Source organism: Mesorhizobium sp. C432A (assembly GCF_030323145.1).
Taxonomy (GTDB): domain Bacteria; phylum Pseudomonadota; class Alphaproteobacteria; order Rhizobiales; family Rhizobiaceae; genus Mesorhizobium.
The window spans coordinates 3,654,275-3,678,051 of the sequence record NZ_CP100470.1; the positions used below are offsets into that span (position 1 = coordinate 3,654,275).

Annotated in this window: 22 protein-coding genes; 17 read left to right on the plus strand and 5 right to left on the minus strand. The window is 63.2% G+C overall.

Annotation, left to right across the window (positions count from 1 at the left end):
* The first annotated feature begins 68 nt into the window (after positions 1-68).
* On the plus strand, positions 69-1,793 hold the full coding sequence (gene ilvD / locus NLY33_RS17605) for a dihydroxy-acid dehydratase (protein WP_023706010.1): 1,725 nt from the start codon (positions 69-71) through the stop codon (positions 1,791-1,793).
* On the plus strand, positions 1,780-2,604 hold the full coding sequence (locus NLY33_RS17610; protein WP_023667701.1) for a tetratricopeptide repeat protein: 825 nt from the start codon (positions 1,780-1,782) through the stop codon (positions 2,602-2,604). The genes ilvD and NLY33_RS17610 overlap by 14 nt, the downstream gene beginning before the upstream one ends.
* Before the next feature lie 201 nt (positions 2,605-2,805).
* Here NLY33_RS17610 and NLY33_RS17615 read toward each other — a convergent pair whose 3' ends face one another.
* From NLY33_RS17615 to erpA, 4 genes are all read right to left on the minus strand, one after another.
* Complete coding sequence (locus NLY33_RS17615; RefSeq protein ID WP_245261043.1) at positions 2,806-3,060, minus strand: hypothetical protein; 255 nt, start codon at positions 3,058-3,060, stop codon at positions 2,806-2,808.
* 116 nt (positions 3,061-3,176) lie between these two features.
* Positions 3,177-3,971 carry an exodeoxyribonuclease III gene (gene xth / locus NLY33_RS17620; RefSeq protein WP_023706008.1) on the minus strand — a complete coding sequence of 265 codons (795 nt, stop codon included), beginning with the start codon at positions 3,969-3,971 and terminating at the stop codon, positions 3,177-3,179.
* Positions 3,972-3,979: 8 nt separating this feature from the next.
* Positions 3,980-4,372, minus strand: coding sequence for a VOC family protein (locus NLY33_RS17625; RefSeq protein ID WP_023667697.1), 393 nt, complete (start codon positions 4,370-4,372; stop codon positions 3,980-3,982).
* Positions 4,373-4,376: 4 nt separating this feature from the next.
* Positions 4,377-4,724 (minus strand): iron-sulfur cluster insertion protein ErpA, encoded by a 348-nt coding sequence (gene erpA, locus NLY33_RS17630; RefSeq protein WP_027050337.1) that lies wholly within the window; start codon positions 4,722-4,724, stop codon positions 4,377-4,379.
* A 76-nt stretch (positions 4,725-4,800) separates the two neighbouring features.
* Between erpA and NLY33_RS17635 the strand changes: the two genes are divergently transcribed.
* From NLY33_RS17635 to NLY33_RS17695, 13 genes are all read left to right on the plus strand, one after another.
* The gene (locus NLY33_RS17635) at positions 4,801-6,015 is read left to right on the plus strand and encodes a deoxyguanosinetriphosphate triphosphohydrolase (RefSeq protein WP_023688214.1); all 1,215 of its coding nucleotides are present in this window, start codon (positions 4,801-4,803) and stop codon (positions 6,013-6,015) included.
* A gap of 62 nt (positions 6,016-6,077) precedes the next feature.
* Positions 6,078-7,841, plus strand: a complete 1,764-nt coding sequence (gene argS / locus NLY33_RS17640; protein WP_023706007.1) for an arginine--tRNA ligase — start codon at positions 6,078-6,080, stop codon at positions 7,839-7,841.
* A 103-nt stretch (positions 7,842-7,944) separates the two neighbouring features.
* Positions 7,945-11,373, plus strand: a complete 3,429-nt coding sequence (locus NLY33_RS17645) for an SPOR domain-containing protein (protein WP_023707869.1) — start codon at positions 7,945-7,947, stop codon at positions 11,371-11,373.
* Positions 11,374-11,506: 133 nt separating this feature from the next.
* A complete protein-coding gene (gene nagZ / locus NLY33_RS17650) occupies positions 11,507-12,526 on the plus strand; it encodes a beta-N-acetylhexosaminidase (protein WP_023706005.1) in 1,020 nt (339 codons plus the stop codon).
* 174 nt (positions 12,527-12,700) lie between these two features.
* A complete protein-coding gene (locus tag NLY33_RS17655) occupies positions 12,701-13,501 on the plus strand; it encodes a segregation and condensation protein A (RefSeq protein ID WP_023667690.1) in 801 nt (266 codons plus the stop codon).
* Complete coding sequence (gene scpB, locus NLY33_RS17660; protein WP_023707870.1) at positions 13,498-14,265, plus strand: SMC-Scp complex subunit ScpB; 768 nt, start codon at positions 13,498-13,500, stop codon at positions 14,263-14,265. The genes NLY33_RS17655 and scpB overlap by 4 nt, the downstream gene beginning before the upstream one ends.
* A 180-nt stretch (positions 14,266-14,445) precedes the next feature.
* On the plus strand, positions 14,446-14,667 hold the full coding sequence (locus tag NLY33_RS17665; protein WP_023681650.1) for a twin-arginine translocase TatA/TatE family subunit: 222 nt from the start codon (positions 14,446-14,448) through the stop codon (positions 14,665-14,667).
* A gap of 86 nt (positions 14,668-14,753) precedes the next feature.
* Positions 14,754-15,494, plus strand: coding sequence for a Sec-independent protein translocase protein TatB (gene tatB / locus NLY33_RS17670; RefSeq protein WP_023706003.1), 741 nt, complete (start codon positions 14,754-14,756; stop codon positions 15,492-15,494).
* The gene (tatC, locus tag NLY33_RS17675; protein ID WP_023667686.1) at positions 15,491-16,366 is read left to right on the plus strand and encodes a twin-arginine translocase subunit TatC; all 876 of its coding nucleotides are present in this window, start codon (positions 15,491-15,493) and stop codon (positions 16,364-16,366) included. Before tatB ends, tatC begins: the two co-directional genes overlap by 4 nt.
* Positions 16,367-16,482: 116 nt before the next feature.
* Positions 16,483-17,787, plus strand: coding sequence for a serine--tRNA ligase (gene serS, locus NLY33_RS17680; RefSeq protein WP_023706002.1), 1,305 nt, complete (start codon positions 16,483-16,485; stop codon positions 17,785-17,787).
* Positions 17,787-18,548 (plus strand): 5'/3'-nucleotidase SurE, encoded by a 762-nt coding sequence (gene surE / locus NLY33_RS17685; RefSeq protein ID WP_023706001.1) that lies wholly within the window; start codon positions 17,787-17,789, stop codon positions 18,546-18,548. Before serS ends, surE begins: the two co-directional genes overlap by 1 nt.
* A gap of 26 nt (positions 18,549-18,574) precedes the next feature.
* A complete protein-coding gene (locus NLY33_RS17690; RefSeq protein ID WP_023697616.1) occupies positions 18,575-19,228 on the plus strand; it encodes a protein-L-isoaspartate(D-aspartate) O-methyltransferase in 654 nt (217 codons plus the stop codon).
* Between the two features lie 357 nt (positions 19,229-19,585).
* Positions 19,586-21,085 carry a peptidoglycan DD-metalloendopeptidase family protein gene (locus NLY33_RS17695; RefSeq protein WP_023667682.1) on the plus strand — a complete coding sequence of 500 codons (1,500 nt, stop codon included), beginning with the start codon at positions 19,586-19,588 and terminating at the stop codon, positions 21,083-21,085.
* Positions 21,086-21,185: 100 nt separating this feature from the next.
* Here the strand turns inward: NLY33_RS17695 and NLY33_RS17700 are convergent, their stop codons facing one another.
* Positions 21,186-22,061, minus strand: a complete 876-nt coding sequence (locus NLY33_RS17700) for an ATP-binding protein (RefSeq protein WP_023706000.1) — start codon at positions 22,059-22,061, stop codon at positions 21,186-21,188.
* 271 nt (positions 22,062-22,332) lie between these two features.
* Here NLY33_RS17700 and yajC point away from each other — a divergent pair, with 271 nt between their 5' ends.
* Positions 22,333-22,680, plus strand: a complete 348-nt coding sequence (yajC, locus tag NLY33_RS17705) for a preprotein translocase subunit YajC (protein WP_023667680.1) — start codon at positions 22,333-22,335, stop codon at positions 22,678-22,680.
* Positions 22,681-22,734: 54 nt separating this feature from the next.
* Positions 22,735-23,730: a SecDF P1 head subdomain-containing protein gene (locus NLY33_RS17710; RefSeq protein WP_023705999.1), complete on the plus strand. Its 996-nt coding sequence runs from the start codon at positions 22,735-22,737 to the stop codon at positions 23,728-23,730.
* The last annotated feature ends 47 nt before the right edge of the window (positions 23,731-23,777 follow it).

The following is a 23,777-nucleotide window of genomic DNA, read 5'->3' on the forward strand; positions in this document are numbered from 1 at the left end:
TTGTCTCGGGACACGCGCCAAAAGGCTCGGCGATGAGGCAGGCCGCGCCGCCCGCGGCAAGGAAGAGAATGGACGCCAAAGTCATCTCCAAGGCCAAGCTGCCTAGCCGCCATGTGACCGTCGGTCCGGCGCGTGCGCCGCACCGTTCGTATCTCTATGCCATGGGGTTGTCGGCGGCCGAGATCGCGCAGCCGCTGGTCGGCGTTGCCTCCTGCTGGAACGAAGCGGCGCCTTGCAACATCTCGCTGATGCGCCAGGCGCAAGTGGTCAAGAAAGGCGTCGCGGCCGCCAACGGCACGCCGCGCGAATTCTGCACCATCACCGTCACCGACGGCATCGCCATGGGCCACCAGGGCATGAAGTCGTCGCTGGTGTCGCGCGATGTCATCGCCGATTCGGTCGAACTCACCATGCGCGGCCATTGCTACGATGCGCTGGTCGGCCTTGCCGGCTGCGACAAGTCGCTGCCCGGCATGATGATGGCCATGGTGCGGCTCAACGTGCCGTCGATCTTCATCTATGGCGGCTCGATCCTGCCGGGCTCTTATCGCGGCCGCCAGATCACCGTGCAGGACGTGTTCGAGGCGGTCGGCCAGCATTCGGTCGGCACGGTCAGTGATGCCGAACTGCTCGAGATCGAGCAGGCGGCGTGTCCGTCCGCCGGCTCCTGCGGGGCCCAGTTCACCGCCAACACCATGGCCACCGTCGCCGAGGCGATCGGCCTGGCGCTGCCCTATTCCTGCGGCGCGCCGGCGCCTTACGAGATGCGCGACCGCTTCAATTTCGCCTCCGGCGAAAAGATCATGGAGCTGATCGCCAAGAACATCCGGCCGCGCGACGTCGTCACGCTGAAGGCGCTGGAGAATGCGGCGACCGTGGTTTCGGCCACCGGCGGCTCGACCAATGCGGCTTTGCACCTGCCGGCGATCGCGCATGAGGCAGGCATCAAGTTCGACCTGTTCGACGTTGCCGCGATTTTCGAGAAGACGCCCTACATCGCCGACCTCAAGCCGGGCGGCAAATATGTCGCCAAGGACATGTTCGAGGCCGGCGGCATTCCGCTGTTGATGAAGACGCTGCTCGACCACGGCTATCTCCATGGCGACTGCATGACCGTGACTGGCCGTACTTTGGCCGAAAACATGGAGCATGTTGCCTGGAATGATAGCCAGGATGTGGTCCGTCCCGCCAACCGACCAATCACCCAAACCGGCGGTGTCGTGGGCTTGAAGGGCAACCTTGCCCCCGAAGGCGCGATCGTGAAGGTCGCGGGCATGACGGAGCTGAAATTCTCAGGTCCGGCACGGTGTTTCGATTCGGAAGAGGAATGTTTCGAGGCGGTCACGCACCGCAACTACCGGGAAGGCGAGGTTCTCGTCATCCGTTACGAAGGTCCGCGCGGCGGCCCGGGCATGCGCGAGATGCTGTCGACGACGGCGGCGCTCTACGGCCAGGGCATGGGCGGCAAGGTCGCTCTCATCACCGACGGTCGTTTCTCGGGCGCAACGCGCGGTTTCTGCATCGGCCATGTCGGGCCCGAAGCTGCCGTGGGCGGCCCGATCGGGCTCTTGAAAGACGGCGATGTGATTTCGATCGATGCAACCAAAGGCACGATCGAGGTCGATTTGTCCGAGGCCGAACTGGCAACGCGGGCGAAGGCCTGGAAGGCGCGCACGACCGACTATCAGTCGGGCGCGATCTGGAAATACGCACAGACGGTAGGGCCTGCCCGCGACGGCGCGGTCACCCATCCGGGCGGTGCCAAAGAAACACATTGCTATGCGGATATCTGAGTTGTTGAGGTCGTCTGTCCTTCCGGCACTGGTCGCTGTTGCGATCTTTGGCGCCGTGGGCCAGGCCATGGCCTTCGACGACAAGGTGTTCGACGACAAGACCGGCGTGAAGCCGCAATCGAGCCCGTGGGCCGTGTTCCAGTTCGGCTTCTCCGCTTACAAGAGCGGCCACAAGGAACAGGCGGTCGAGGCCTATAAATACGCCGCCGAAAACGGCCAGATCGGCGCCACCTGGAAGCTCGCCCGCATGTATGCCGAAGGCGACGGCGTGACGCGCGACGACTACGCGGCGTTCAAATTCTTCTCCGAGATCGTCGATCAGGATGTCGAGCCGGGTTCGCCGGAGGAAAGCTATGTCTCCGACGCGCTGGTGGCGCTGGGCGACTATCTCCGGACAGGCATCCCCGGCAGCCCGGTCGAGGAAAACGAGGTCGCGGCGCAGGAATATTACATGCGTGCGGCCGCCAATTACCGCAACCCGAACGCCCAGTTCGAGATGGGCCAGATGTTCCTGAAGGGCGAGGGCGGCGTCAAGGCCAGCGTCAAGCAGGCCGGCCGCTGGTTCCAGCTCGCCGCCGAAAAAGGCCATGCCGGCGCCCAGGCGACGCTTGGCAATCTTCTGTTCCAGAGCGGCAAGATCGTGCGCGGGCTGGCCATGATGACCGCCGCGCTCGAACGCGCCTCGCCGAGCGACCAGCCGTGGATCCGCGGCATGCAGGAAGAGGCATTTGCCGCCGCCGGCGAAGCCGACCGCCGCACTGCGATTTCGCTTGCCGACGATATTCTCACCAAGGGCGGCGGCGACCAGTGAAATTGCCAATCTCCCCCCTTGAGGGGGAGATGCCCGGCAGGGCAGAGGGGGGCGCTGTCCCGCTGGCATTTCAGTTGACTAAAGTTTGCCCGGGTTGGACTGAGAGGGTGAGCTTGTTTGACCGAAAGGTCGCGTTTCTTCGCGCCCCCCTCTGGCTTGCCGGCCATCTCCCCCTCAAGGGGGGAGATTAGCTCACATCCATCAGTTCTCGGTGAGTTCCGCCGGCGCCGCTCTGTGTACCGGCATCGAGATCGGCGTGACGTGCAGATGCGGCTTCATCGTGCTGTCGGGGCAGCTGTCGCCGATCTCGGTCCATGAGGTGTTGTTGAGCACCAGGTCGCAGCGGGCCATATGGCTCTTGTCTGAAACCGTCAGGCAGGTGACCTGGCCGACCTGGTAGGACTTGCCATTGGCCAGGCACTGCTGATCGGCAAGTGCCGCTGCAGGAGAGGCCATGGCAAATGCCAGACCGATCGGGCAAAGGAGGAATCGTAGTGCCATGGAACCCCAGCCGCCATGCTGATCTCTGACTGAATGGCGCGATTGTGGCGACATCAGGGTTTCGGCTGATATCAGGCCGGCAGCAGCGCCAGATCGATCGCCACCGGCACATGGTCGGAAGGCTTTTCCCAGGCGCGCACGTGCTTTTCGATCGAGGCCGAGGAAAAGCGGTTGGCGGCTTCGGGCGACAACAGCAGATGGTCGATGCGGATGCCGTTGTTCTTCTGCCAGGCACCGGCCTGGTAATCCCAGAAGGTATAGACATCGGCCGCATCGGTGACGGCGCGGACTGCCTCGGTGAAGCCGAGATTCTTCAGCCGTCGGAAGGCCTGCCGGGTCTGCGGCTGGAACAGCGCATCGCCAAGCCAGTTCTCGGGGAAGCGCGCATCGACCGGCTCGGGGATGACATTGTAGTCGCCGGCCAGCACCAGCGCCTCCTCCAGAAGCAGCCGTTGCTCGGCCCAGCGATGCAGCCGTTCCATCCAGGCCAGCTTGTAGGGAAACTTCTTCTCGTCATCGACCGGGTTGCCGTTGGGCAGATAGAGCGAGGCGACGCGAAGCGCGCCCTGGTCGGTCGAGAACACGCCCTCGATGAAGCGCGCCTGCTCGTCGGTGTCGTCACCGGGCAGGCCCCTGATAACCTCGTCGAACGGAAGCTTCGACAACAGGGCGACGCCGTTAAAGCCCTTCTGGCCATGGGTTTCCACGTTGTAGCCAAGCGCCTCGATCTCGGCGCGCGGGAACTGCTCGTCGACCGACTTGATCTCCTGCAGGCAGACGATGTCGGGCTGGCTTTCGCTCAGCCAGTGGGTGAGGTTGCCGATGCGGGCGCGAATGCCGTTTATGTTCCAGGTGACGATTTTCATGGGCGGCCTCAGGGATGTTCGGGCGAAAGACGTTCGACAAGCCCGATCGTATTGCCTGCCGGGTCCTTTAGAAAGGCCATCCACTCGCTTTCCCCCGCCGTTCCGAACGTGCCTTCGGTGTCGTTGTGGACGAGCGCCGGCGGTGCGGTGAAGGGAACGCCGGACGCTTTCGCCTCGGCGTGGAAGGCTTCGAGCCCGGCTATATCGAGATAGACGGTGCCGGCCGGAACGCCATCGGTGAACAGCAACCTGATATCACCGGCCATGATGAAGGCGATGCCCGGCGGATCGTAGCGGGCGTGAACGTTGAGGCCGAGCACATCGCGCCAGAAGGCCAGCGTCACGTCGAGATCGCGCCCGGCCGACAGTGCGACCTGACGGACCGGGCCGACGCCGGACATCTGCCTAGATGGAGAAACTGGTGCCGCAGCCGCAGGAGGCGACTGCATTGGGGTTGCGGATCTGGAACGATTGGCCCATCAGATCGTCGACGAAGTCGATCACCGAGCCGCCCATATAGACCAGCGACAAATCGTCGATCAGCACGGTGGCGCCGTCCTTTTCGATGGCGACGTCGTCGTCGTTGCGCGTATCGACCAGGTCGAACTTGTAGGAAAAGCCGGAGCAGCCGCCGCCTTCGACGGAGACGCGCAGCGCCGTCTTGCCGGCCTCGCCAGAGACGATTTTCGCGATCCGCCTGGCGGCGGACTCGGTCATCTCGACTTTCATGGCAGTCTTGGCATCAGCGCCCATGGGCGTCACCTTGCTTTCGGTTTCACATGATAGGTATGAAGCGGGAAGGGGCAAGTCAACTGCGGCGGCATCAGCCATGACAAATGAGCTTGGCGACATTGGGTTCGGCTATCGGCCGCGCGCGGCCTATGCCAGCGACCCAGCCAGGTCGCGCGGGCGGCTCTATGACGAGGTCGAGAGCCCGACTCGCACGCCATTCCAGCGCGACCGCGACCGTATCATTCATTCGACTGCCTTCCGCCGCCTGAAGCACAAGACGCAGGTGTTCGTCGCCCATGAAGGCGACCACTATCGCACCCGGCTGACGCATTCGATCGAGGTGGCGCAGATTGCGCGGGCTCTGGCGCGAGCGCTGCGCGGCGACGAGGATCTGGCCGAGGCGGTCGCCTTGGTGCACGATTTCGGTCACACGCCGTTCGGCCATACCGGCGAGGACGCGCTGAACGAGCGGATGGCCCAATGGGGCGGCTTCGACCACAATGCGCAGTCGCTGCGCGTGGTGACGCGGCTGGAGCGGCGCTATGCCGAGTTCGACGGGCTAAACCTGACCTGGGAAACGCTGGAAGGGCTGGTCAAGCACAATGGGCCGCTGACAGATGCCAAGGGAAAAGGGCTCAAAGGCCCGGTGCCGCAGGCGATCCGCGACTATTCCGAGCTGCACGACCTCGAACTCGACCATTTCGCCGGCATCGAGGCGCAATGTGCTGCGATCGCCGACGATATCGCCTACAACACCCATGACATCGACGACGGCCTGCGCTCCGGCTTCCTGACCTTGGACATGCTGGAAACGGTGGCGCTGCCGGGATCGATCCTGGCAAGCGTGCGCGCGCGCTATCCGGGCCTGGACGATGTGCGCACCGGCCATGAGCTGATGCGCCGGCAGATCACGATGATGGTCGAGGATGTCATTGTTTCCACCACCGCCAATCTTGAGCGCATCAAGCCTGACAGCGCCGAAGCGGTGCGGGCGGCGGGCGAAACGATGGTGACCTTTTCCGCTGACGTGGCGGCGACCGAGAAGGAATTGAAGACCTTTCTCTACAAGCATCTCTACCGGCATGACGAGGTGATGCGCGTGCGCACTCAGGCCGAGCAGATCGTGCGCGACCTGTTCGATGTCTATTACGCCGATCCGCGCGCCATGCCGGACGGCTGGCGGGAGGGGCTCGACCGGGCGGAGGACCGCATCAAGGCGCGCAGCGTCGCCGATTTCCTCGCGGGGATGACGGATACCTACGCCTTGAAGGAACACCGCCGTCTGTTTGACCATACGCCCGATTTAAGCTAGGGCGGGCGCGATTTGCCGGCCAATGAGCCGGTTCCCCTGCACAGTCCGCCAGAGCAAGACCCATGAACATCTTCGCCGATTTCAGCGCGCGAATCACAAAAGCCGTCGAAGCGCTGGATTTGAAAGACAGTAATGGCGTTTCGCTCGACCTGTCGCGCATCGCCGTCGAGCCGCCGCGCGACGCCAGCCATGGCGATCTCGCCACCAATGCGGCGATGGTACTGGCCAAGCCGACAGGGCACAACCCGCGGGCGCTGGCCGAGCGGCTGGTGGAAGTGCTGCGCAGCGACGCCGATGTTGCCGAAGCCGCCGTCGCCGGTCCCGGCTTCGTCAATCTCCGGCTCAAGGACGCTTTCTGGCAGGCACATCTGACTGCGCTGCTCGGCGAGGGGCAAAACTACGGCCGCTCGACCATTGGTGGCGGCAAGAAGACCAATGTCGAATATGTCTCGGCCAATCCGACCGGGCCGATGCATGTCGGCCATTGCCGGGGCGCGGTTGTCGGCGACACGCTCGCCAATCTGATGGCCTTCGCCGGCTATGACGTCACCAAGGAATACATCATCAACGACGCCGGCGCGCAGATCGACGTGCTCGGGCGTTCGGCCTTCCTGCGCTACCGCGAAGCGCTGGGCGACGACATTGGCGAGATACCGGCCGGCCTCTATCCCGGCGATTACCTTGTGCCGGTCGGTCAGGCGCTGGCTGCCGAATTTGGCCGCAAGCTCTTGCAGATGCCCGACGATGAGTCGCTGGCAATCGTCAAGGACCGCACGATCGACGCCATGATGGTGATGATCCGCGAGGATCTGGCGTTGCTCAATGTGCATCACGACGTTTTCTTCTCCGAGCGCACGCTGCATGCCGACAATGCCAAAAAAATCCGCTCGGCGATCAACGATCTGACGCTGAAAGGCCATATCTACAAGGGCAAGCTACCGCCGCCCAAGGGCGAGAAGCCGGACGACTGGGAAGACCGCGAGCAGACGCTGTTTCGCTCGACGGCGGTCGGCGACGACATGGACCGGGCGCTGGTCAAGTCCGACGGCTCGTTCACCTATTTCGCCGCCGACGTCGCCTATCTCAAGGACAAGGTCGACCGCGGTTTCGTCGGCCTGATCTATGTGCTGGGCGCCGACCATGGCGGCTACGTCAAGCGGCTGGAAGCGCTGGCGCGGGCGATTGCAGGCGATGATCTGAAGCTGCAACTCACGGTGCTGCTGTGCAATCTGGTGAAGCTGTTTCGCGATGGCGAACCGGTTCGGATGTCGAAGCGGTCGGGCGACTTCGTGACCTTGCGCGAAGCGGTGGAGGAGGTGGGCCGCGATGCGATCCGCTTCATGATGCTCTACCGCAAGAGCGACGCGCCGCTCGACTTCGATTTCGCCAAGGTCACCGAACAGTCCAAGGACAATCCCGTGTTCTACGTGCAGTACGCTTCGGCGCGCTGTCATTCGGTGTTCCGGCAGGCGAGCGAGCAACTGGGCGAGGCCAATTTCGACCGCAACAGCCTGGCCGCGGCCTCGGCGTCGCTCACCGATGAGGGCGAGATCGGCCTGATCCGGAAGCTGGCTGAATATCCAAGGCTGATCGAATCCGCGGCCCTTGCGCTGGAGCCGCACCGGCTGGCATTCTACCTCTACGATCTGGCTTCCACCTTCCATGGACACTGGAATCGGGGCACCGAGAATGCCGACTTACGTTTTGTTAAGGTTAACGACCGACAATTGACTCATGCCAGACTAGGGCTGGTGCAGGCTGTTTCGGATGTTTTGACCTCCGGCCTGACGCTGATTGGGGCTGATGCGCCCACTGAGATGCGTTAGGTTTAACTAAAACACCTGTCACCATTTGCCCACATTGCGCTGGTAAGGGCCAACCCTACGCGACGTCCATGGCGTCCGAATGAGTGCGAGTTCGGGAACAATAATGGCAGACAGAACCCAGCTGAGAGTAGCCGACAACAACGACATCGCCGAAGATGATCCGTTCGCTGAACTGACCAGGATCATGGGTTTCGATCCGCGCCAGCCGGTCAAGCCGCAGGCGCCAGCCGTCGAGACGGCTGCAGACGAGGGCGATTTCGACATCGACCTCGAGAAGGAGTTGATGGGCGAATTCGGCGATGAAGTCGGTTCCATGGAGGCCAGCCAGCCAGCTCCCGAGGTTCACCAGCCTGCCGCTGAACCCTACGAACCTGCTGCCGAGATTCGCGAGCCGGCTTTCGAAACCACCGATGCCGCGATGGACGATGCGCTGGCTGCTTCGCTGGAATATGATTTCGTCTTCGACGATGCCGCCGATCTGGATTTCGGCGCTGCCCCGCAGGCTGCGGCTGCTCCCGTTGAACCCTCGTTTGCCGAACCTTCGTTTGCCGAGCCCGCATTCGACGAAGCTGCATTCGACGATGATTTCGACAATGCTGTCGCCAGCTCGCTGGAAAACGTATCGCCGCTCGAAGACGACCTGCCGATGGATGACGACCTTGCCGCTTCGCTCGAGCAGGGGTTGCTGCTCGATGACGATGCGACCGTCGCCCATGCCGCAGATGTCGCCCAGGTTGCTGCTGCGCCTGCCGACGATGTCGCGTTCGACGATGATTTCGACAATGCCGTCTCGATGTCGCTGGAAGACGAGCTGACGCTGGACGGTCCTGCGCCGGCGCAGGACCAGTATGCCGCGCCAGTAGCCGAGGCGCCGATCCATACCTTCGACGCCGTCGGCGCCGCCGACCACGCTGTTGCCGACGAGGATTTTGCGGTTCATTTCGATGACGCGATGGCCGATGTCGACATGGACTTTGCAGCTCAGGATTTTGCAGCCCAGGATTTTGCAGCCGAGCATTTCGAGCCTCAGGCTTTCGAGGCTCAGCCTGTTGAGGCCGAGGATCCGGAAGAGCGCGATCTGGATGTCAGCGATCTGCAGGTCAGCGCGCCGGTTGAGATGGATGCGCCGGAAGTGGACGAGACGCCGGCCTGGACCGTGGAGGCCAGCCCCTCTCATGAGACTGCGCACGAAGCATTCGACGATTTCGATCTGAGCATCGACGATGCGGTTGCCGATCACGAGCTGGCGGCCGAGATCGCACCCACTCCGGTTCAGCCAACTCCGGTCGCACCAGCCTATGTGGCGCCTACCAATATGGCGACCCCGGCCGCTCCGGTCGCTGACGAACGGACGTTGGAAGATGAACTCAACGCGTTGCTTGGCGCCATGACCACACCACGCCCGGCGCCAGTCGCCCCGATTCCGGTGGTCACCGAGCCCACCAGGGCTGCCGCCATCGAGCCCACCAGGACTTATGAGCCGGTTGCCCCGGTGCAGCGGTCCGTCGCAACGCCGGTCGCTCCGGTCGATAATCTCGACTGGGACCTGGACGAACACGCGCCGGCTCCTCAGGAGGCCCAGGCGGACGATGCCGATTTCGACGATCTGCTTGCCGGCGAACTTGAAGGCCATGTGCCCGCGATCGAGTTCGATGATCACGCCTTCGACGCGGCGCTGGCCAAGGGCATCGATCTCGGTCATGACGATACGGCAGCACCGGTCGCTGGCGATTGGCGCTCGACGCCGCCGGAGCCGGCGCGTTCGTGGAGCCGCGTGACTCCCACCCCGGCCCAGCCTTCCTTTGCAGCGCAGCCGCAACCTTCCTTTGCAGCGCAGCCGCAAGCTTCTTTTGCAGAAAAGCCGTCCATGCCGCCGGCGGCAGCGCCAAGCTATCGCGACCAGCCGGTTGCCGCTGCTGCCTATGTGGCGCCGACGCCATCGCGCCAGGCGCCGCCTCAGGCCTATGACGAGATGCCGGATGTCGAGACGGTCGATGTGCCGGAGCGTGTGGTGGCGATTGCCGACGACCTCGACATTCCAGAACTCAGCTTCGAGCAAGACGAGCCGGCCGCCTATGACGACATCGACGCCGAATTCGCCGGCATGCTCAACGAGATGAACGCGGTGGAAGTGGCGCCGCCCACTGCCGCACGCAGTGCCGGCTATGATGACGATTCCTACAGTTCCGGCTTCGGTTCGGGCCACGAGCTCGACCAGCGCGCCTATGCGGCGCGGCCAGCCGAAGTGCTTGCAGCCACGCAAGCTCACCACGCCGATGCCGCCGGCGGCTTCGACATGGACGATCTGCCCGGCAGCCAGCCGGTTTCGCAGGCCGACGATTTCGCGGTCGACGAACTCGACTACGATCCGGATCTGGACGAGGCAATGGCGGTGCCGGGCCTCGCCGAGCAGGAAGCCGCACGGCCGCGCAGGAGCGGCCTGCTGGTCGCGGGGGTCGTTGCTGCGGTTGCGATTGCCGGCGGCCTTGGCGCCTTCGCCTTGTCGTTCGGCGGCAAGGGCGGCAGCGATGCGCCGGTCATTGTCAAAGCCGACAACAGGCCGATCAAGGTCAAGCCCGAAAATCCGGGCGGCGCCGTGGTGCCGAACCAGGACAACAAGGTTTATGATGCGGTCGCCAAGGGCACCAAGCCGGCCGAGCCGGTTCAGGAGAAGCTGGTCACCAACACCGAAGAGCCGGTCGATGTGAAGGCGCAGGAGCCCGAAAGCCGCGTCGTCGATCTGTCGCCCGACGATACCGACGCTGCCCCAGGCCCCGACGCTGCCGGCAACCCCGAAGCTGCCGTCAACCCCGACGCGGCTGTCGCGCCGGCGCCAAAGTCCGAGGACCGCATCGCGCAGGTGCTGCAGGAAGCCGAGAAGAACCCCGATACGGTCGCCGTCGCCCCGCGCAAGGTGCGGACCATGGTGGTCAAGCCCGACGGCTCGTTGGTGGCCCGCGAGGACTCGACGCCGGCCGCGCCACAGGTTGCGGCGACTGAGCCGCTTGACCCGGCGCCGCAGCACGTCGCCCCTTCGGCCGATGCCGAGCAGACCGGCACCGTGGCGCCTGCCGATCAGGCAAATAGCGACCAGGCAAGTGCCGAGACCGCCAAGCCGGTCAAGCCGGTGAAGCCGGCGGCCACGCCGAAGGCTGAGACCCAGTCCGCCAACACGCCGCAGACGGTTGCCGTGGCGCCGCAGCGCCCGTCTGACCAGCCGGTCGACGTGGTCGGCGAGGTCAAGCCCGACCAGGTTGCCTCCATTCCGGCGACGGCTTCGACATCGGGCGGTTCGTGGTCGATGCAGATCGCTTCGCAGCCGACGGTCGAAAGCGCCCAGGCCAACTACGCCGACCTGCAGCGCCGCTATGGAAATGTGCTCGCCGGTCGCACCGCCAACATCGTCAAGGCGGAGATCGCCGGCAAGGGCACCTTCTACCGTGTCCGGGTGCCTGCGCAATCGCGCAACGATGCGATCAATCTGTGCACTAGCTACAAGGCTGCCGGCGGCAACTGCTTCGTGTCGCGGTAAGGCCGGATCCAATTATCAGAGCCGGTGCGTTCCCAAGGGTCGCGCCGGCTTTTTCATGTGGATGGGCGAGAGGTTGAGGCGCTTGCCGTCCGGGGAGATTCCCTTTGGCGGCGCGAAGCCCTAAACTGGCGGAATGACCGAATCAAAATCCATGATCCTCGGCTGTGCCGGGAAATCGCTGACCCGCGAAGAAATCCGTTTCTATCGCAATGAATGCCCGTGGGGCTTCATCCTGTTTGCGCGCAACATCGGCGAAACCGAGCAGATCCGCGATCTGGTCGCCGAAATGCGCGACTGTATCGGGCGCCCCGATGCGCTGGTGTTCATCGACCAGGAAGGTGGCCGGGTGCAGCGCCTGCGGCCGCCGCTGGCGCCGAACTATCCCGCCGGCGGCGCGCTCGGTGCATTGTGGCGCAAGGACCATGATGCCGGCACCCGCGCTGCCTGGCTGATGGCGCGGCTGCACGCCTTCGACCTGTTGCGCTACGGTATCTCTGCCGATTGCCTGCCTGTGCTGGACGTGCCGATCGAGGGCGCCAGCGACGTCATCGGCGCGCGCGCCTATGGCAAGGAGCCGCGCCCGGTCATCGAACTTGGCCGCGCGGCGGCGGAAGGGCTGATGTCGGGCGGCGTGCTGCCGGTCATGAAGCACATTCCGGGTCACGGGCGCGCCTTTGCCGACACGCATTTCGAACTGCCTGTGGTCGATGCCTCGCTGAGCGACCTGCAGCGGCATGATTTCGCCCCGTTCCGCGAGCTTAGCCATCTGCCGATGGCGATGACGGCGCATGTCGTCTACAGCGCCATCGATCCGAACAACCCAGCTACCACCTCAGGCAAGGTCATCGACGAGATCATCCGCCGCGAGATCGGCTTCGACGGGCTGTTGCTGAGCGACGACACCTCGATGAAGGCACTTTCTGGGGATTTCCCGACAAAGGCGGCCTCGATCCTTGCGGCGGGCTGCGATCTGGTCCTTCACTGCAATGGCGTTTTCGAGGAGATGGCAGGCATCGCATCGCGAACCACGGGACTTGAAGGGACGTCGCTGGAGCGCGCCAAGCGGACGCTGACCTATATAAGGGATCGCGACCGGGCCGACGAAACCGAGATACGCGCCGAATTTGCCACCTATTTCGATGCGGTGGCCTAGAGACGGATGATTTCAGGTCTGTTCGACCTGAAATCTGAATCCGTCTCTAAATTAGATAGAGAGAGCATGATGTCGTCCGAAAACCGCTTCACACTTTTCGGCATCATGCTCTAACCAGAGGTAAAGGAACAAGTGGCGGAAACATTGGACAGCAAGGCTGCGAAGGCCGCACCGATGGACCGTCTGTGGGCCGAGAACGACGATTCACGGGTCACCGGCGACCCGTCGCTTGTCGTCGACGTCGCCGGGTTCGAAGGTCCGCTCGACCTCTTGCTGCATCTCGCCCGCAACCAAAAGGTCGATCTGTCGCGGATTTCCATCTTGGCGCTGGTCGAGCAATATCTGACCTTCGTCGAGACGGCGAGGGCGCTGAGGCTTGAGCTTGCCGCCGACTACCTGGTGATGGCGGCGTGGCTGGCCTTCCTCAAGTCGAAGCTCCTCATCCCCAAGCAGCCCGGCGAGGAAGGCGAAAGCGGCGAGGAACTGGCCGCGGTGCTGCAGTTCCGGCTGAAGCGTCTGGAGGCCATGCGCGACGCCTCGGCAAGGCTGGTCAACCGCAACCGGCTCGGCCGCGACGTGTTTGCACGCGGGATGCCTGAAATGGTCATCGTCGAGAAGCGTAACGCCTATTCGGCCTCGCTCTACGATTTGCTCACCGCCTATGCGCAGCAGCGCCAGAAACAGGCGATCACCAATGTGACAATTGCCCGGCGTGGCGTGTGGTCGCTCAAGGATGCGCGCGATATCCTGACCCGGCTGATCGGCTCGCTGCGCGACTGGACGGCGCTGGACAGCTATCTGATCAATTACCTGACCAGCCCGGACGAACGGCGTACCGCGATTGCCAGCTCGTTTGCGGCGTCGCTGGAACTGGTGCGCGAAGGCAGCATCGAGATGCGGCAGGACCAGGTGTTCGCGCCGCTCTATCTGCGCGGCCGCGCGCAGCCAATCAAGGCAGTCGAGGTGGCATCATGAGCGAACGCGCCAACGCTTCGGTCATTCCGTTCAAGGTCGAAGAAGAGACCGAGGAGGGCATTGTCGCCCAGGATCCGACTGATACCCTGCTTCTGAATCCTGGCGAACGGCTGCATATGGCCGAAGCCATACGCATGGCCGAGGCGATCGTGTTCGCCAGCGCCGAGCCGGTCAGCGAAAAGCAGCTCGCAGCCAGATTGCCCGACGGCATCAGCATAGCCGCTGCCATGGCTGAGCTGCAGCAGATCTATGCGCGGCGCGGCGTCAATCTGGTCCGGGTCGGCGATGCCTGGGCGTTCCGTACCGCCGGCGATCTCGCCTTCCTGATGAGCCGCGACACGGTGCAGCAGCGCAAGCTGTCGCGCGCGGCGCTCGAAGTGCTGGCGATCATCGCCTACCACCAGCCGGTGACGCGCGCCGAGATCGAGGACATCAGAGGCGTCGAGACCTCGAAGGGCACGCTGGATACGCTGCTCGAAACGGAATGGGTGCGCATGCGCGGCCGCCGCCGCACGCCCGGCCGTCCCGTCACCTACGGCACGACAGACACTTTCCTCGACCATTTCGCACTGGAGGAGATCCGCGATCTTCCCGGGATGGACGAACTGAAGGGGGCAGGGCTGCTCTCCGGCCGCATGCCGTCGAATTTCGCCATCCCGTTGCCGCCGGCCGATCCGGACGCGCTGACCGAGGACGAGGATGCGTTGACCGACATCGATCTCGAGGAACTCGGCCTGCTGACGCCGCGCGTCACGGAAGATTGACCGCAAGCCGCTGTCAAAAAGCTGCATTGCTGCGGTAGATGCGCCGATTGGTAGCGGGCAGCTTTGCCGAAAATGCGTGACATAGACCGCGCCTTCATAAACTTTGTCGCTGTTGTGTTTGAATCCCAACGCGAAAACGCATAGATCATCGCCAGGGAAAACATTCGAGAGAGAGTTACAATGGGTTCATTTTCGATTTGGCACTGGATGATCGTGCTGGTGATCGTGCTGCTGGTGTTCGGCCGCGGCAAGATACCCGAGTTGATGGGCGACATGGCCAAGGGCATCAAGAGCTTCAAGAAGGGCATGGCCGACGACGATACCGCCGAAGACAAGCGCACCGTCGAGCACCGCCCGGACGAGACCGTTTCGGCAGTGAAGGAAAAGGCCAGCAAGAGCTGAGCCGAAGGTTGTTGCTTTTGTGCAAGTCGTTGTCCCAAAACCGCTTCGCACTTTTGGGCGACAAGCACTAGTCGGAACTGATTGCCATGTTTGAAGTCGGCTGGACCGAAATGCTGGTGATCGCGATCGTCATGATCGTGGTCGTCGGACCCAAGGATTTGCCCAATATGCTGCGCACCTTCGGCCGCACGACGGCGAAGCTGCGTGCCATGGCCTCCGACTTCCAGAAGCAGTTCAACGAGGCGTTGAAGGAAGCCGAGCTCGACGACGTCAAGAAGTCTGTCGATACGCTGCGCGGCCTCAATCCGGCGGCCGAGATTCGCAAGCAGCTCAATCCGTTCGAACAGGCGGCAGCCGAGGTTCGCTCCGGCGTCGATGCGGTGATGAAGCCGAAGCCCGCCGTCGACCCCTCAACGCCCGCGGCAGAAACACCACAGCCGGCCGAGCCGCTCAAGAACGGCGCGACGGTGATGCCGGGTGTCAACGGACCGGAGACAGCGCCGGCGGCGCCGATCCTTCCGGCGATGACCGACGAGGCGGTGGTGACACCGGCTGCAGCAACAGCAGCGCCACGAAACGCGCGCGCCAAGGGGGCTGCGATATCAAAGGCCCCGGCAACCAAAACAGCGGCAGCCAAGGCAGCACCGGCAAAGCCGGCGCCTGCGGCGAAGGTTGCGGCCAAGCCGTCAGCGGCGCCCGCCAAGGCTGCACCTGGAAAAGCCGCCACCAAGCCCGCTGCTGCACCGAAGGCAGTCGCAAAGGCTGAGCCGAAGCCTGCGCCGGCCACGAAGCCCGCGTCCAAGAAGACGGCGGGGGCCGCCAAGTGAGCATTACGGACAGCGAAAAGGACGAGATCGAGAAGTCGTCGGCTCCGCTGATGGAGCATCTGATCGAACTGCGCCGGCGGCTGATCTGGTCGATCGGCGGTTTCTTCGTCGCCTTCCTCGTCTGCTTCTTCTTTGCCAAGAAGCTGTTCAATCTTTTGGTCGTTCCGTTCAAGTGGGCCACGCAGTGGGCCGGGCTCGATCCGCACAAGGTCGAGCTGATCTATACGGCGCCGCAGGAATTCTTCTTCACCCAGGTCAAGCTCGCCATGTTCGGCGGCATGGTCATCGCCTTTCCGCTGATCGCCACGCAGATCTACAAATTCATCGCGCCAGGCCTCTACAAGAACGAACGCAACGCGTTCCTGCCGTTCCTTATCGCATCGCCGATCCTGTTCCTGATGGGAGCGTCGCTGGTCTATTTCTTCTTCACGCCGATGGTGATGTGGTTCTTCCTCGCCATGCAGCAGGCCGGCACCGACGACCAGGTGCAGATTTCGCTGCTGCCGAAAGTGTCGGAATATCTCAGCCTGATCATGACGCTGATCTTCTCCTTCGGCCTGGTGTTCCAGCTGCCGGTGGTGACCAGCCTGATGACGCGCGTCGGCATGCTGTCGTCGAAGGCGCTGGCCGAGAAGCGCAAATGGGCGATCGTCATCGCCTTCGTCGTCGCGGCGGTGCTGACGCCGCCTGATCCGATGAGCCAGATCGGTTTGGCCATCCCGACCATCCTGCTCTACGAGGTGTCGATCTGGGCGGCCCGGCTGATCGAGCGCGATCAGGTCAAGCAGAAGCTGGCGCGCGAGAAGCAGGAAGCCGCCGAAGCCGTGGCCGAAAAGGCGGCGGACGCGTCCTCAAAGCAGGCTCGTTCATAGGCTGTCGCGTTCGGGTATCCGCGTTAGCGGAAAAACGCGACAGCCGCTGACCCTCATCTTGCATCGATGAAGGATGCGGTTTACCCCCTCAGCCTTATTCTGAGGACGAACCAACCATGCTTGATATCAAATGGATTCGCGACAACCCGAAGGCCCTTGTCGAGGCGCTGGCCAAGCGCTCGTGGTCGGCTGACGAGGCGCAGTCCACGGTCGATGAGCTGATCAAGAAGGACGAAGCGCGGCGCGAGCACGTCACCGAGCTGCAGACCAAGCAGGAACGCCGCAACGCCGCCTCGAAGGAGATCGGCAACGCCATGCGTTCGGGCGACACGGCACTTGCCGAAAAGCTCAAGGCCGAAGTCGGCGATATCAAGACCTTCATCCAGAATGGCGAGGCGCGCGAGCGCGAGCTCGACAAGACGCTGAACGATGCGCTGGCGGTGCTGCCGAATGTGCCGCTCGACGACGTGCCGGTCGGCAAGGACGAGCACGACAATGTCGTCAAGCATATCGTCGGCGAGGTGCCGACTCGGCCGAACTGGGTGAAGGAGCATTTCGAGATCGGCGAAGCGCTCGGCATGATGGATTTCGAGCGGGCGGCAAAGCTGTCGGGATCACGCTTCACCGTGCTGAAGAGCGGGCTGGCGCGGATGGAGCGCGCCATCGGCCAGTTCATGCTCGATCTGCACACGACCGAGCATGGCTATGAAGAAGTCATCCCGCCACTGATGGTGCGCGACGAAGTGCTTTTCGGGACCAACCAGCTGCCGAAATTCGAGGACGACCTGTTCTTCGTGCAGCATGGCGATGGCCGGCTCGGGTTGATTCCAACCGCCGAGGTCCCGCTCACCAACCTGGTGCGCGAAGAAATCACGGCCCATGAAAAGCTGCCGCTGCGCTATACGGCGCTGACGCCGTGCTTCCGCTCGGAAGCGGGCTCCGCCGGCCGCGACACGCGCGGCATGTTGCGCCAGCACCAGTTCTACAAGGTCGAGCTGGTCTCGGTCACCGACCAGGAGTCTTCGCTCGCCGAGCACGAGCGGATGACGCAGTGCGCCGAAGAGGTGCTGAAGCGACTGGAGCTGCCGTTCCGCACCATGGTCCTGTGCACGGGCGACATGGGGTTTGGCGCGCGCAAGACCTACGACATCGAGGTCTGGCTGCCTGGACAGAACGCCTATCGCGAGATCTCGTCCTGTTCAGTGTGCGGCGACTTCCAGGCCAGGCGCATGGATGCCCGCTACAAGGACAGGGACGGCAACGGCAACCGCTTTGTGCACACGCTGAACGGTTCGGGCACCGCTGTCGGCCGTGCGCTGATTGCCGTCATCGAAAACTACCAGAATGAGGATGGCAGCGTAACCATTCCTGAAGTGCTGCGGCCTTATATGGGCGGTCTGGCGAAGATCGAATCGAAGTAATGCGCATCCTTCTGACCAATGATGACGGCATTCATGCCGAGGGCCTGGCGTCGCTCGAACGCATCGCCCGCACGCTGTCGGACGATGTCTGGGTCGTGGCGCCGGAGCAGGACCAGTCCGGCTACGCGCACTCGCTGTCGATCTCGGAGCCGCTCCGGCTGCGCAAGATCGGCGAGAAACACTACGCCGTGCGCGGCACGCCGACCGACTGCGTCATCATGGGCGTCAAGAAGATCCTGCCTGGCGCGCCGGACCTGATCCTGTCCGGTGTCAATTCCGGCGCCAACATCGCTGACGACGTCACCTATTCCGGCACCGTCGCCGGCGCCATGGAAGGCGCGCTGCTCGGCATCCGCTCGATCGCACTCAGCCAGGGTTATTCCTATGTCGGCGAGGACCGCGTCGTTCCCTATGAGACCACCGAGGCGCTGGCGCCGGCGTTGCTGAAAAAGCTCGTCGCCATGCCGCTGCCGGACGGCGTGCTGCTCAACGTCAACTTTCCCAACTGCCTCCCTGACGAGGTTGCCGGCACCGTCGTGACGTCGCAGGGCAAGCTGGTGCACAGCCTTTGGGTCGACGAGCGCCGCGACGGGCGCGGCCTGCCTTATTACTGGCTGCGCTTCGGCCGCGAGCCGGTCGAGGGCAAGCAGGGCACCGATCTCCATGCTCTGCGCAACCGGCTCGTGTCTGTGACGCCGCTGCAGCTCGACCTCACCGCGCATGAAATCCGTGACCAACTGACCAAAGCGCTGTCTGATTAAGGTTTTGGCATGAACAAGGTTTCTGCATGAACATGCCGCTCGACGATCGCGAGGGTTTTGCCGCTTTCCTGCTGCGCCTGCGCGGCCAAGGCGCGGTGCCGAAGGCGCTGATCGCAGCCTTCGAGGCGACGCCGCGGCGCGGCTTCCTCAACGGCCAGTTCCATTCGATCGCCTGGTCGGACGGGATGCTGCCGATCGAGTGCGGCGAGGCGATCGAGGGCGCCGACCTGCAGGCGGCGGTGATTGCGGCCCTGGCAATAGAGCCCGGCAACCGGGTGCTCGAGATCGGCACCGGCTCGGGCTACACGGCAGCGGTGATGTCGCGGCTCGCGGCTCGCATCGTCAGCGTCGACCGCTACAAGACGCTGGCCGAGCAGGCCAGGCAACGCTTCGAGGCGCTCGGCATCGGCAATGTCATCGTGCGCCAGGCCGATGGTTCCACCGGCCTTGCCAACGAAGCGCCGTTCGACCGCATCGTAGCCTGGGCGGCTTTCGACAGCCTGCCGCGCTTCCTGCTCGACCAATTGTCGAGCGGCGGCATCGTCATTGCCCCGATCGGGCCGGAGGAGGGCGAGCAGGTGCTGGCCAAGCTGACCAAGGTCGGCAGCCGCTTCGAGCGCGAGGATATCGGCACCGTGCGCCTGCAGCCGATCCTGCGCAGCGTCGCGGCGGTTATCTGAATTCTGCCTGTCACGCGCTTCGAAGGTAAGCCGAAGCCGATCGTTTCGTCATCCACGGGCGAAGCAAGGAGCGTAGCGACGCAGCGCAGACCCGAGGACCCATGCCGCGCCATCAAGGCGTTGCTACGGCGCAGAATTCTGCTCTGCTGCATTCTTCGGCCAATGTCACGGAATGGATCCCAGGGTCTCCGCGACGGCGCTTCGCGCCTGCTTCGCCCAGGGATGACGACGTTGGTGAAGGCGCCTTACAAAATGTTTTAAGAAAATTTGCGTCTGATTCTATGGGGTTAACCCGCCAGTAACATTAACGCGCTTTAATCATGACCAGTGTGTACCGGTTCTGTGCGGGTTAGTGCGATGCAATTCAGTGTTTTGAAGGCAAACGGGCGTACTCTGTCGCGGGGCTGCGCTGTCCTCATGCTAGCCGGAGTGGCGGCGGGGTGTAGCTCCCAAGTCTCGCGGTTCAATGGTGTCGACGACGTCTTCACCTCCTCGACCAACAATCAGCGCGCCATCATCGACAAGCAGAGCACTGCGCAGCCCTATCCGGGCGATGTGGCGGCCGAGCCGATCGCTGCGGCACCTGTCGATGGCAGCCATAACCAGTCGGTCAGCCGCTCCAGCCTGGAGCCAGTCACCGTCCAGCAGCTGCCGCCGCCGAGCGCGCCCAAAGCTGCTCCGATGCGCACCGCTTCCGCGCCGGCGCTTGCACCGGCACCGCATGTCGACAGAACGACTACCGGCACCGTCCAGCCGGCGAGGCCGTTCAAGAATGCCGGTGACTCCGATCCGAAACCACTTGCGGCTGGTACGCCGCATGCGACCGAGATCGTGGTCAGCGACGGCGAGACCATTTCCGGCATCGCTCATCGCTATCATGTGCCCGCCGACGTGATCATGAAGGTCAACGGCTTGAGCGCCACCAAGGGGCTGAAGACCGGTCAGAAACTGGTCATCCCGGCCTATGCCTATTCAAGCAAGGGGACAGAGCCGAAACTTGCCGACGGCAAGCCGGCAAACAGCCCCAAGGCGCCGGCGCCGGAGAAGGTCGCCGTACTGCCGCAGCAGCCGAAACTCAAGGACGGCAAGTCCGCCGCGCAGGTTGACGCTTCGGCAGCGAACAAGCCGAAGACCGACAAGCCGGCGCAGACTGCCTCGGCCGCGCCAAAAGCCGGCGCGGGCACCTACACGGTCCAGTCGGGCGACAGCCTGTCCTCCATCGCCAGGAAGACCGGCGTTGGCGTCGTGGCGCTGAAGCAGGCGAACGGCATGCAAGACGGCCTGCTCAAGATCGGCCAGACGCTGAAGGTTCCGGCAGGTGGCACCGCAACGGTCGCCAGCGCCAAGCCGGCCAAAGTTGATCCGGTGACGACTGCGACCACCCAACCGGCGGCAAAGCCGACGGAGACGCTCGCCACCTACACGCCGCCGAAGAAGGACGCCAAGGTTATCCAGCAGGCCGAGGACGACGACGCTGTTGCGCCCGATGCCACCGGCATCGGCAAGATGCGTTGGCCGGTGCGTGGCCGCGTCATCTCCAATTTTGGTGGCGGCAAGGATGGTGTCGACATCGCCGTGCCTGAGGGGACGCCGGTCAAGGCGGCCGAAAACGGCGTGGTCATCTATGCCGGCGACGGCCTCAAGGAATTCGGCAATACGGTTCTGGTGCGCCACGAAAACGGGCTGGTCACCGTATATGGCCACGCCAGGTCGATCGAAGTGCAGCGCGGCCAGAAGGTCAAGCGCGGCCAGGAAATCGCGCTGTCGGGCATGAGCGGGACCACCGACTCGCCGAAACTGCACTTCGAAGTGCGCAAGAACTCGGCCCCGGTCGACCCCTCTGGCTATCTCGAATAGAACAATAAACGTTTTGCAGGCCGTCTGACCTCCAGTCCGGCCCGCCGGCTCAGCCCGCTCCGCAAGGGGCGGGCTTTTTCAGTGACCTGACGCAAATCAATCAGTCGTTCAGCGGCTTGCCGAGCCGGCCGGCCAGATCCTGGGTGAACTGCCAGGCGACGCGGCCCGAGCGGCTGCCGCGTGTCGTTGCCCATTCCAGGGCGTCGGCGCGCAGCTGCTCCGGGTCGATAGTGAGCCCGTGATGGCTGGCATAGCTGTTGACCATGTCGAGATATTCGTCCTGCGAACATTTGTGGAAGCCGAGCCACAGGCCGAAACGGTCGGACAGCGAAACCTTTTCCTCGACCGCCTCGGACGGGTTGATGGCGGTCGAGCGCTCATTGTCGATCATGTCGCGCGGCAACAGGTGCCGGCGGTTCGACGTGGCGTAGAAGATGACATTGGCCGGGCGGCCCTCGACGCCGCCTTCAAGGGCTGCCTTCAGCGACTTGTAGGAGGTGTCGTCATGGTCGAAGGAGAGGTCGTCGCAAAACAGGATGAAGCGAAACGGCGCCGCCTTCAGCAGGCCCATCAGCCTGGGCAGCGTGTCGATATCCTCGCGATGGATCTCGATCAGCTTGAGCGGCAGGTCGGATTTGGCCTGGGCGTTGATCTGCGCATGCACGGCCTTGACCAGCGAGGATTTGCCCATGCCGCGCGCACCCCACAACAACACATTGTTGGCGGCATGGCCGGCGGCGAAGCGTTCCGTGTTTTCGACCAGAATGTCGCGCACGCGGTCGACGCCGCGGATCAGGCCGATGTCGACGCGGTTGACCTTGCGCACCGGCTCGAGATAGCCGGGGTCGGCCTGCCAGACGAAGCAATCGGCAACCGCAAGATCGGTTTGCGGCACCGGCGGCGGGGCGAGGCGGGTGACCGCCTCGATCAGGCGGTCGAGCTTTTGGTTCAGGGCCTCGATGGTGCTGTCGGTCATGTCTCGTCTTTTATGTTTCCGCACGAACGTGCGTAGGGGCCGAAATCGTCTTGATCCGGGCGAGATAGAAACTGGTTCCAAGCTTTTGTTTGGGCATGATCTTTTGCGAAAACCACGCCCGTATTCCGGGAGCATGCTCTAACACGGGTCAACCGGCCGGAAAAGCAGCTGAAAGCCCGGCCGCGCAGTTGCATTGGTAACTTTACCCACTATATTCCGGCGAAATTTGGCGAGGCCGCCCTACGGCCTTCTTCGTAACCAGGAGTTCTTGATGTTCGTCACACCGGCATACGCCCAAGCTACCGGAACTCCGCTTGGTCCGTTCGGGGATATCGGCATGATACTCCCGTTCGTTCTGATCTTCGTGATCATGTATTTCCTCATCATCCGGCCGCAGCGCGCCCAGTTGAAGAAGCGCCAGGAGATGATCTCGGCCGTGCGCCGTGGCGACACGGTCATCACCGGCGGCGGCTTCGTCGGCAAGGTGACCAAGGTGATCGACGACAATGAGCTTGAGATCGACCTTGGCGGCGGCACCAAGGTGACGGCGCTGCGCTCGACGATCGCCGATGTTCGGGTCAAGGGCGAGCCGGTGGCCAACCAGAACGCCAAGAAGTAAGCCAGTTTCCCAAGCGGAGCGATCCGCGGGCAGAGCTCTGACAAAAGACGGCGTATGGTCCATTTTTCGCGCCTGAAAATGATCCTGATCTGGCTTGCTATGGCCACAATGCTCGTCGACGCGCCCAGTCTTCACGCTGCCGGCGCGGACGTGCTGCTTCGATTGGACGCGACCGATGTGATCGATCGCCGGTTGGAGGCGACGCGTGACGAAATCAGGACGCTGCTGCGCGATGCAAGGATCGGCTATACTGGTCTTGCTAAGTCGGGTCGGGCCGTTCAGGTGCATATCACCGACGCCGCTCAGGTCGGCGCGGCCAAGATGGCATTGGAGGCGGTGACTGATCCTGTCCTTGGCAGCGCTGGTCCGGTCCAGGAAGTGATCCTGGATGATACCGGAGCAGCGTTGCTCAAGTTCACGGTAACAGACACAGGTATCAAGTATCGGATGTCGATCGCGCTTGCGCAGTCGATCGTGGTCATTAAGAATCGCATGCGTGATCTTGGTGTAGCCGACCCAGTAGTGCGGCCAGAGGGCGAAGACGGTATGCTGGTCCGGACCTCGGGCGTTGCGGATTTGCAAAGGCTGAGGAGAATTCTCACCCGAACCGGAATGCTGACTTTTCAGTGGGTTGATGAGTCGATGCCGGTCGCTGATGCGATCAATGGCCGGACGCCCGCTGGCTCGGTGGTGGTTTATTCGAAGGACGATCCACCGGTTCCCTATCTGGTTGAGAGCCGAACGATCGTTTCCAGTGACGACATTGTCAATGCTCAGGCGACTCCCAACTCCGTCACAAATGAGCCGGCGGTTTCGTTCACCTTCGATTCCAGGGCAACGGCACGCGTTGCGCAGGCGACCTCGCAGAATGTCGGCAAGCTATTTGCGATGATCCTCGACAACCAAGTGCTTTCGGTGCCAGTCGTCCGCGAGCCAATTCTTAACGGCCGCGGCCAGATATCGGGCAACCTTACAAAGGAGAACGCCGATGATCTGGCCTTGCTTTTGCGTTCCGGACCGATGCCTGCACAATTGAAAATAGTCGAGTAGCGCACGATAGCGCCCGGCGGTGATCAGAATTAGAATGGAACCGACAG

Bases quoted from the DNA above. Each gene is read 5' to 3' on its own strand.
- ilvD (WP_023706010.1), top strand. From the start codon at position 69: ATGGACGCCAAAGTCATCTCCAAGGCCAAGCTGCCTAGCCGCCATGTG.
- NLY33_RS17610 (WP_023667701.1), top strand. From the start codon at position 1,780: ATGCGGATATCTGAGTTGTTGAGGTCGTCTGTCCTTCCGGCACTGGTC.
- NLY33_RS17615 (WP_245261043.1), bottom strand. From the start codon at position 3,060: ATGGCCTCTCCTGCAGCGGCACTTGCCGATCAGCAGTGCCTGGCCAAT.
- xth (WP_023706008.1), bottom strand. From the start codon at position 3,971: ATGAAAATCGTCACCTGGAACATAAACGGCATTCGCGCCCGCATCGGC.
- NLY33_RS17625 (WP_023667697.1), bottom strand. From the start codon at position 4,372: ATGTCCGGCGTCGGCCCGGTCCGTCAGGTCGCACTGTCGGCCGGGCGC.
- erpA (WP_027050337.1), bottom strand. From the start codon at position 4,724: ATGGGCGCTGATGCCAAGACTGCCATGAAAGTCGAGATGACCGAGTCC.
- NLY33_RS17635 (WP_023688214.1), top strand. From the start codon at position 4,801: ATGACAAATGAGCTTGGCGACATTGGGTTCGGCTATCGGCCGCGCGCG.
- argS (WP_023706007.1), top strand. From the start codon at position 6,078: ATGAACATCTTCGCCGATTTCAGCGCGCGAATCACAAAAGCCGTCGAA.
- NLY33_RS17645 (WP_023707869.1), top strand. From the start codon at position 7,945: ATGGCAGACAGAACCCAGCTGAGAGTAGCCGACAACAACGACATCGCC.
- nagZ (WP_023706005.1), top strand. From the start codon at position 11,507: ATGACCGAATCAAAATCCATGATCCTCGGCTGTGCCGGGAAATCGCTG.
- NLY33_RS17655 (WP_023667690.1), top strand. From the start codon at position 12,701: ATGGACCGTCTGTGGGCCGAGAACGACGATTCACGGGTCACCGGCGAC.
- scpB (WP_023707870.1), top strand. From the start codon at position 13,498: ATGAGCGAACGCGCCAACGCTTCGGTCATTCCGTTCAAGGTCGAAGAA.
- NLY33_RS17665 (WP_023681650.1), top strand. From the start codon at position 14,446: ATGGGTTCATTTTCGATTTGGCACTGGATGATCGTGCTGGTGATCGTG.
- tatB (WP_023706003.1), top strand. From the start codon at position 14,754: ATGTTTGAAGTCGGCTGGACCGAAATGCTGGTGATCGCGATCGTCATG.
- serS (WP_023706002.1), top strand. From the start codon at position 16,483: ATGCTTGATATCAAATGGATTCGCGACAACCCGAAGGCCCTTGTCGAG.
- surE (WP_023706001.1), top strand. From the start codon at position 17,787: ATGCGCATCCTTCTGACCAATGATGACGGCATTCATGCCGAGGGCCTG.
- NLY33_RS17690 (WP_023697616.1), top strand. From the start codon at position 18,575: ATGAACATGCCGCTCGACGATCGCGAGGGTTTTGCCGCTTTCCTGCTG.
- NLY33_RS17695 (WP_023667682.1), top strand. From the start codon at position 19,586: ATGCAATTCAGTGTTTTGAAGGCAAACGGGCGTACTCTGTCGCGGGGC.
- NLY33_RS17700 (WP_023706000.1), bottom strand. From the start codon at position 22,061: ATGACCGACAGCACCATCGAGGCCCTGAACCAAAAGCTCGACCGCCTG.
- yajC (WP_023667680.1), top strand. From the start codon at position 22,333: ATGTTCGTCACACCGGCATACGCCCAAGCTACCGGAACTCCGCTTGGT.
- NLY33_RS17710 (WP_023705999.1), top strand. From the start codon at position 22,735: ATGGTCCATTTTTCGCGCCTGAAAATGATCCTGATCTGGCTTGCTATG.